The 7,104-nt window shown below is 64.8% G+C and carries 7 protein-coding genes; 5 read left to right on the top strand and 2 right to left on the bottom strand.

Going from position 1 to position 7,104, the window contains the following annotated elements:
• The 5 genes from GO488_RS16845 to GO488_RS16825 form a co-directional block, all read left to right on the top strand.
• Positions 1-426 (top strand): carbohydrate ABC transporter permease (locus GO488_RS16845; RefSeq protein WP_162319005.1); only part of this gene is annotated, 426 nt, incomplete at its 5' end.
• Positions 426-1,301 carry a carbohydrate ABC transporter permease gene (locus tag GO488_RS16840; RefSeq protein WP_162319004.1) on the top strand — a complete coding sequence of 292 codons (876 nt, stop codon included), beginning with the start codon at positions 426-428 and terminating at the stop codon, positions 1,299-1,301. The genes GO488_RS16845 and GO488_RS16840, both read left to right, overlap by 1 nt.
• A 91-nt stretch (positions 1,302-1,392) precedes the next feature.
• Positions 1,393-2,562 (top strand): ABC transporter ATP-binding protein, encoded by a 1,170-nt coding sequence (locus tag GO488_RS16835; protein ID WP_162319003.1) that lies wholly within the window; start codon positions 1,393-1,395, stop codon positions 2,560-2,562.
• 248 nt (positions 2,563-2,810) lie between these two features.
• Complete coding sequence (locus tag GO488_RS16830) at positions 2,811-3,839, top strand: zinc-dependent alcohol dehydrogenase family protein (protein ID WP_162319002.1); 1,029 nt, start codon at positions 2,811-2,813, stop codon at positions 3,837-3,839.
• A 198-nt stretch (positions 3,840-4,037) separates the two neighbouring features.
• Complete coding sequence (locus tag GO488_RS16825; RefSeq protein WP_162319001.1) at positions 4,038-4,736, top strand: cyclase family protein; 699 nt, start codon at positions 4,038-4,040, stop codon at positions 4,734-4,736.
• Between the two features lie 67 nt (positions 4,737-4,803).
• On the opposite strand, the gene pdxA is transcribed toward GO488_RS16825, so the two are convergent.
• Both pdxA and GO488_RS16815 read right to left on the bottom strand, forming a co-directional pair.
• A complete protein-coding gene (gene pdxA, locus GO488_RS16820; protein WP_162319000.1) occupies positions 4,804-5,799 on the bottom strand; it encodes a 4-hydroxythreonine-4-phosphate dehydrogenase PdxA in 996 nt (331 codons plus the stop codon).
• On the bottom strand, positions 5,792-7,060 hold the full coding sequence (locus GO488_RS16815; protein ID WP_162318999.1) for a four-carbon acid sugar kinase family protein: 1,269 nt from the start codon (positions 7,058-7,060) through the stop codon (positions 5,792-5,794). Before GO488_RS16815 ends, pdxA begins: the two co-directional genes overlap by 8 nt.
• Positions 7,061-7,104: the final 44 nt, after the last annotated feature.

The following is a 7,104-nucleotide window of genomic DNA, read 5'->3' as shown; positions in this document are numbered from 1 at the left end:
TCGGACATCCCGCTGTTGACGGTGATCCTGCTGGACACGTGGAACTGGACGCCGTTCATGTTCATCATCTTCTACGCGGGTCTCTCGTCGGTGCCCGACACGCTCGTCGAGGCCTCCCGAGTGGACGGTGCGCCGCTGTGGCGGCGCTACGTCCACGTCATTATCCCCTACATGAAGCCCGTGGTGTTCGTCGCCACCCTCATCCGGCTCATCGACCTGTTCCGCACCTTCGGCGTCGTCTACGGTCTCACGAACGGCGGCCCGGGGACGGCGACCCAACTCGTCAGCATCAACATCTACGAACAGATGTTCATCAACAACCAGATGGGCGTGGCGGCCGCCATCGCCGTCGTCTACCTCGTCTTCGTGATCGCGATCGCGAATATCGTCATCGCGAAGGTCGGCTTCGAGGGGGTGTGGGACTGATGGCGACGCAAGATATCGAACCGGGAGCGTCCCAGCGCTTAGATAAGGAAACGCGGGAGAAACTCGTCACGGTAATTCGCCACGCCGTCTTGCTGACGTGGTCGTTCGTGGTGTTGTTCCCGCTGTACTGGCTGGTCTCGATGTCGCTGAAGCCGCCGGGGCAGGCCAACTCGCTGCCACCGGACTGGATCTTCCTGCCGACCGTCTACAACTACATCCAGTTGGTCCAGCAGTCCGACTTTCTCGCGGCGTTCGCCAACAGCCTGTTCATGGTGGGCGCGTCGGTGATACTCGTGCTGCTCATCGGCGTGCCCGCGGCGTACGTCCTCTCGCGGTACGATATCCCGATGGAGCGGGACGTCCTCGTCTGGATCCTCTCCTCGCGGATGCTCCCGCCCATCGCCGTCGTGCTGCCGTTCTTCATCATCTTCCAAGAGCTCAATCTGTTCGACACGCGAATCGGGATGATCCTGATGTACGTCAGTATCAACCTCTCGCTGGTCGTCTGGGTGATGAAGGCGTTCTTCGACGGCATCCCCGAGACCTTGGAGGAAGCCGCCCGCGTCGACGGCGCGACCCAGTTCCAAGGCTTCCGCAAGGTCGTCCTGCCGGCGGCCAAACCCGGCATCTTCTCGGTGGCCATCATCAGCTTCATCTTCGCGTGGATCGAGTTGCTGTTCGGGCTGGTGCTGACGAGCTTCAAGGCCGTGCCGGTGACGCTGTTCGTCTACTCGTTCATCGGCTCGCGCTCCATCGAGTGGTCGATGCTCGCGGCGGCTTCGACGGCGATGATCGTCCCCATCGTGGTCTTCCTGATCGCGGTCAACAAGTACCTCGCTGCCGGTCTCAGCTTCGGCGTGGTGATCAAAGAATGAGAGCGATTACACACGGACGAGAGGCACTGCTCGCGAACCATGCCCGCGCGGCGGGGATAGTTTCAACTAGCTGCGCAACGGAGGTCCGCTAATGGCAAAGATCACGATAGACGACGTTACGAAGCGGTTCGGTGAGGACGACGAAGCGATCGTCGCGGTCGACGACGTCTCGCTGGACATCGCGGACGGCGAGTTCGTCGTCTTCGTCGGTCCATCAGGTAGTGGAAAGTCGACGCTGATGCGCATCGTCGCCGGGCTCGAAACGCAGAGCGAAGGCGACATCGAGATCGGCGATGCGATCGTCAACCAGCTCGGGCCCCGAGCCCGAGACATCGCGATGGTGTTCCAGAACTACGCGCTGTACCCGAACATGACCGTCGAGGAGAACATGTCCTTCGGCCTGAAGATGTCCACGGACATGTCCGACAGCGATATCGAGGAGACGGTCACATCGGCTGCGGAGATGATGGACATCGGGGAACTGCTGGACAACAAGCCGGGCGAGCTCTCGGGCGGCCAGCAACAGCGCGTCGCGCTCGGTCGCGCCATCGTCCGCGACCCGAACGTCTTCCTGATGGACGAGCCGCTGTCGAACCTGGACGCGAAACTGCGCGCGGAGATGCGCACAGAGATCAACCGGTTACAGAACGACCTCGGGGTCACGACGCTATATGTCACCCACGACCAGACCGAGGCGATGACGATGGGCGACCGGCTGGTCGTGCTGAACTACGGGGAACTACAGCAGGTCGGGACGCCCCTGGAGTGCTTTTACCGGCCGGAAAACCAGTTCGTCGCCGGCTTCCTGGGCTCGCCCTCGATGAACTTCTTCGAGGGAAGCCTCGACGGCGGGACACTCCGGACGGACGGCTTCGACTACGACCTGACCGAGCGCATGCAGTCCTCTGCCAACGGTCGGAACGATTTGGTCCTCGGGATTCGACCGGAGGACCTCACGCTCCACGACGACCCGACCGGCGGCCACGAGTTCGAGGCCGTCGTCGACGTGGTCGAACCGATGGGCAGCATCTCCTACGTCTACCTGCAACCGAGACAGCAGGACCACGAACAGACGTTCATCGCGGAGACGGACGGCCAGCGGCCGATCAGCGAGGGGTCGGAAGTCTACGTTGAGATCCCCGACAGCGACGTCCACCTCTTCGACGCCCAATCCGGTGAGACCGTCCATCAGCGGAAACTGGATGAGCGAGCCGAAGTCGCCCTCGAAGAGCGGATGCAGACGGTGAGTTCTTCGGACTGAGCCGTTCGTGACCGAGCGGCTGTCGATTGGTCTTCGAGATATCAGAGCGCCGCGCCGAGTTGTCGGCGAGTCGCTTCCGTCACGTCGCTGCTGCTTCTGCAAATGGCGATATCCGTGGGGACCAGCCGCACGATACTCGCAGCGACGATACCGGAAGTATCGCCGCGCTCGTGCCTGCGTAATAGAAATACCCGAGCTTTGCCGGTATCTTTATAACTCGTCGCGGTCACGTTCCACTCGATCTCAGTATGAAGAGCGCAGTACTGACCGACGAGCGAGAGGTCACCGTTTCGGATCGAGAACGCCCGACTCCCGGAGACGACGACGTTATCGTCAAGATCGGGGCGTGTGGCGTGTGTATGACCGATTATCACCTGTACCACGGGACGTTCCCGGCGGAGTTCCCCGTGGTCCCCGGTCACGAGAGCGCAGGCGAAGTGGTCGCCACCGGTGACGGCGTCTCGAACTTCGAAGAGGGCGACCGGGTCGCGGTCTTCCCGGGGATCCCCTGTGGCGAATGCGACTTCTGTAAGGAGGGGAAACAGAACCTCTGTGAGAACACGGTCTCGATGGGCGGCGCGGGCGACGAGATTCTCGACGGCGCGTTCGCGGAGTACCTGCGTGCACCCGCCCAGTGCCTCCAGGATATCGGCGACCTCTCGTACTCGGCGGCCGCCTTCGCGGAACCGCTCGCCTGTTGCATTCACGGCGTCGACCGGGCCGACATAGAGAGCGGCGACACCGTCGTGATCGTGGGTGCCGGGCCGATCGGGTTGCTCCTGCTCCAAGCGTTTCGCGCGAGCGGCGCGGGAACGATCATCGTCTCCGAGCTCGTCGACGAGCGTCGGGAAATCGCGACCCAACTGGGCGCTGACCACGTCGTCGATCCGTCGGCGGGAGCGCTGGCGGACCACGTCGACGAATTGGTCGACCGAGTCGACGTCGCCGTCGAGGCTGTCGGGCTCCCGACGACGATCGAAGAGGCGCATTCGATCACGTCTCCCGGTGGGACGACGCTCGTATTCGGCGTCCCGCCGCAGAACGAGAGCATCGAAATCGACCCGTTCGAACTCTACTACCGAGAGCTCGAGATGGTCGGCGTGTTCGCGCTCACGCAGAACACCTTCTCGCGCGCGGTGACGCTGCTGCAGGGCGACCGCATCGAGACGGAGCGGCTCGTCACTGACGAGCTCGGTCTCGACGGACTCCAGACCGCGTTCGACCAGATGGAGAACAACGAGGGACTCAAGAAGATGATCTATCCCAACGGGCGGTAACCGCTCACCAGTCGTGACCGGCAGAACTCCGGACACTGACGATCCCGTTGTCTGGAAGCGAATCCGACCGACCGCTCACGAGTAGTATCTGGCAGAATTAGCGGTGAGAGACTCTCCGAGCCAAGCGAGCAGTACGCGCTTCCCTCTCGCATCCGCGTGAGCACAACGCTTATTTTTCAGTGGGTTGTCGGCTCTATCATGTTCGATTCAACGGAAGTCGTCGAACTGTCCAACCCGATCAGCGAGCGGAGTCCGGTGTGGCCGAGTTTCCCGCCGATCGAACTCGAGCAGACGTCTCTCGCCGCACGCGACGGGTTCACGATGGAACGACTGGAGATGCGGAGCCACACGGCGACGCATATCGACGCTCCCGCGCACTTCATCCCCGAGGGCAAGACCGTGGACGACTTCTCTATCGAGCGGTTCATGGGCGAGGGCGTGGTCGTCGACCTGACGCCGAAAGAGCCCGAAGAGGCGATCACCCGCGCCGACATCGAGGCGTACGAGTCAGAGATCCGGCCCGGCGACGTGGTGATGCTCCACACCGGCTGGGACGAGCACTACGGGCAGACGCCCGAGTACCTCTTCGAGTTCCCCTATCTGACCGGCGAGGCCGCGGAGTACGTCGTCTCGCTCGACCCGAAGGCGGTCGGGACGGAGGGGGCGAGCGTCGGCGGCTGGTACGACGAGGTGCCCGCCCACGGCCCGTCGACCGACGTCCACCCGGCGGACTCGCATCTGCCCCTGCTGGAGAACGACGTCATCCCCATCGAGGAGTTGCGGAACCTCGATCAGGTCCTCGACGGCGCGGACAGTCGGCGCGCGGACTTCTTCTTCCCGCCGCTCAACGTGCAGGGGGCGGGCGGGTGCTCAGTTCGCGCCTTCGCACTGGTGTAGACAGTCGAGCGAGTCCGCGCCGGAGGTGACAGCGCGACGGGACGGAGGTACCAGAAGGGAACCGCGTCTATCGCGCGAGTCTGACAGCCGTCGACACCGCGTCGATCATGCTCTGCTCAGAGGCGACACCCTCACCAGCGATGTCGAACGCGGTGCCGTGGTCGACGCTCGTCCGGACTATCGGAAGTCCGATGGTGACGTTGACGCCGCTCACCGCGTCGCCGTCACCGGTGAAGCCGAGCATCTTGATGGGGATGTGACCCTGGTCGTGATACATGGAGACGACGCAGTCGAACTCACCAGAGGCGGCCCGGACGTAGACCGTATCCGGCGGGAGGGGACCAGCCACGTCGACACCCGACTCGGCGACGCGGTCGATAGCCGGTTCGATGACTTCTGCTTCCTCGTCGCCGAGGAGGCCGCCGTCGCTCGCGTGGGGGTTCAGCCCGGCGACGGCGACCGACGGGTCGTCGATGTCGAGGTCGCGCAGCGCCTCGTCTGTGACGGCGATCGTCGACGCGACATCGTCGACATCGAGTTCGCAGGCCTCCCGTAGGGGCACGTGCGTACTGACGTGCGTCACCATCAGGTCGTCCTCGATCAGCATCATCGAGTAGTCGTCGGTCCCGGTGTAGTCCGCGAGCATCCCCGTGTGGCCCGCGTACTCGCTGCCGGCCATCCGGGTCGCCTGCTTGTTGATCGGGGCGGTGGTTATCGCGTCTATCTCGCCGGCCTGTGCCAGTTCGATCGCTCGCTCGACGTACTCGAGGCTCGCCGCGCCGTTCGCTTGCGAGAGTTTCCCGTACTCGTGAGCGGCCACGTTGTCGAGGTCGATCACCGGCAGTGTCGCGGGGTCAGCCTCCGCCTCCAGGGGCGAGTCGACGCGACGGACGGTGAGGCCGGAGGCGAACCGGTCTGCTGCGTCCTCCAAGACGGCGGCGTCGCCGATGACGACGACGGTCGCCGTCTCGACCAGCGTCGGGTACGACTTGACTATGACTTCGCTTCCGATGCCCGCGGGGTCACCCATGGTAACCCCTACGGTGGGAGTTCGATCACTCATCACGAAGACCGAGACGAGCGAGGGACTTAATTATTGCCCGCTCGCCGCCGAAGCCGCCGGCTTTCGTCACGGCCGTCGCCCCGTCTGCGACGCCCCCTTCGACGGTCGCGAGCGGTATTCCCGGAGCGACGCCTTCGCCTGCCATGCGGAGCGCCGTCGCGTCGAGGCCGTCGAGAACCGCCCGAGCGGTCTCCCCGCCGGTGAGAAAGAGGTTCGACGCCTGTCCGTCGCCGACGACCTCGACAGCGCCCGCAGCGAGCGCCTCCGTGATCCGCCGTCGCACCGTCGCTCCGTCGACGCCGGCTCGCTCACCGGCCGCCATCGCCCGGTCGACGTCGCCGCGCTCGTCGGCGCTGTGGAGTAACACACCGCCGTGTTCGTCGACGGCGGCCGTCCCCCGAGTGGCCAGATCGGTCGCGGCGGTAGACGAGTCCGTGACCGCCGTCTCGATATCGAGGCGTCGCCGCTGGCTCCGTGGGACCGCTTCGATCTGTTCGAGCGTCTCCGGCGCGACGCTACCCGAGACGCCGACCACGGGCCGGGTTCGGTCGACGTCGATTCCGGCTCTGGATGGCGTCCCCGGGACGGCGACGTGACGCGCGAGACCGCCGCTACCGACGTATAGGACTCGCTCAGAGAGGGTATCGGCCGCCGTGGCGATAGCCGCGAGGTGGCTGTCAGTGACGGCGTCGCAGGTGACGACGACCGGACCGTCGCTCGAGGTCGTCGACTCGAAAGCCTCGCGCACGGCGGCCGCGCCGCGAGCGACGGTCTCGATACCGATCCGCTCGACGGGGTGGTCGCTCGACGCGAAGAACTCGGGAAGCGAGTCGTGCGTGGGTGGTCGTTCTTCGTCTTTACCGGGCGGAGAGTCGGTCACCAACTGGCCGTCGACGAGGTGATACCCACACGCCGTCAGACGCCCGTTGTCCGGAAACGCCGGCGCGACGACGACGAGGTCGGGAGCGATCGCTCGCGCCGCGGCGTCGACCTCCGCGCGGACGTTCCCGCGGAGGGTCGAATCGACCTTCTTGAACGCGACTGCCGGATCGGTGTCCTGAAGAACCGATCGAACGCGTTCGGCGGCGACAGCGGGCTCCTCGTAGCGTGAGTCGGTGTTGTACACGGCGACGTCTCCCCCCGTCGTCGTATCGGTCCGCGCGGAGAGGACGACGCGGGTGTCGCAGTCGCGCGTCGCGAACTCGTGACCGGCGTCACAGCTCCCGGTCAGGTCGTCCGCGACGACGACACAGCGGGTCATCGGTGAATCCCCTCCCGCGATCGCGTACGCTGGGCTGGAATGCG

It is taken from the genome of Haloarcula limicola, assembly GCF_010119205.1.
In the GTDB taxonomy this organism is placed as follows: Archaea; Halobacteriota; Halobacteria; order Halobacteriales; family Haloarculaceae; genus Haloarcula; species Haloarcula limicola.
This window is presented reverse-complemented; position numbering and strand designations above follow the sequence as displayed.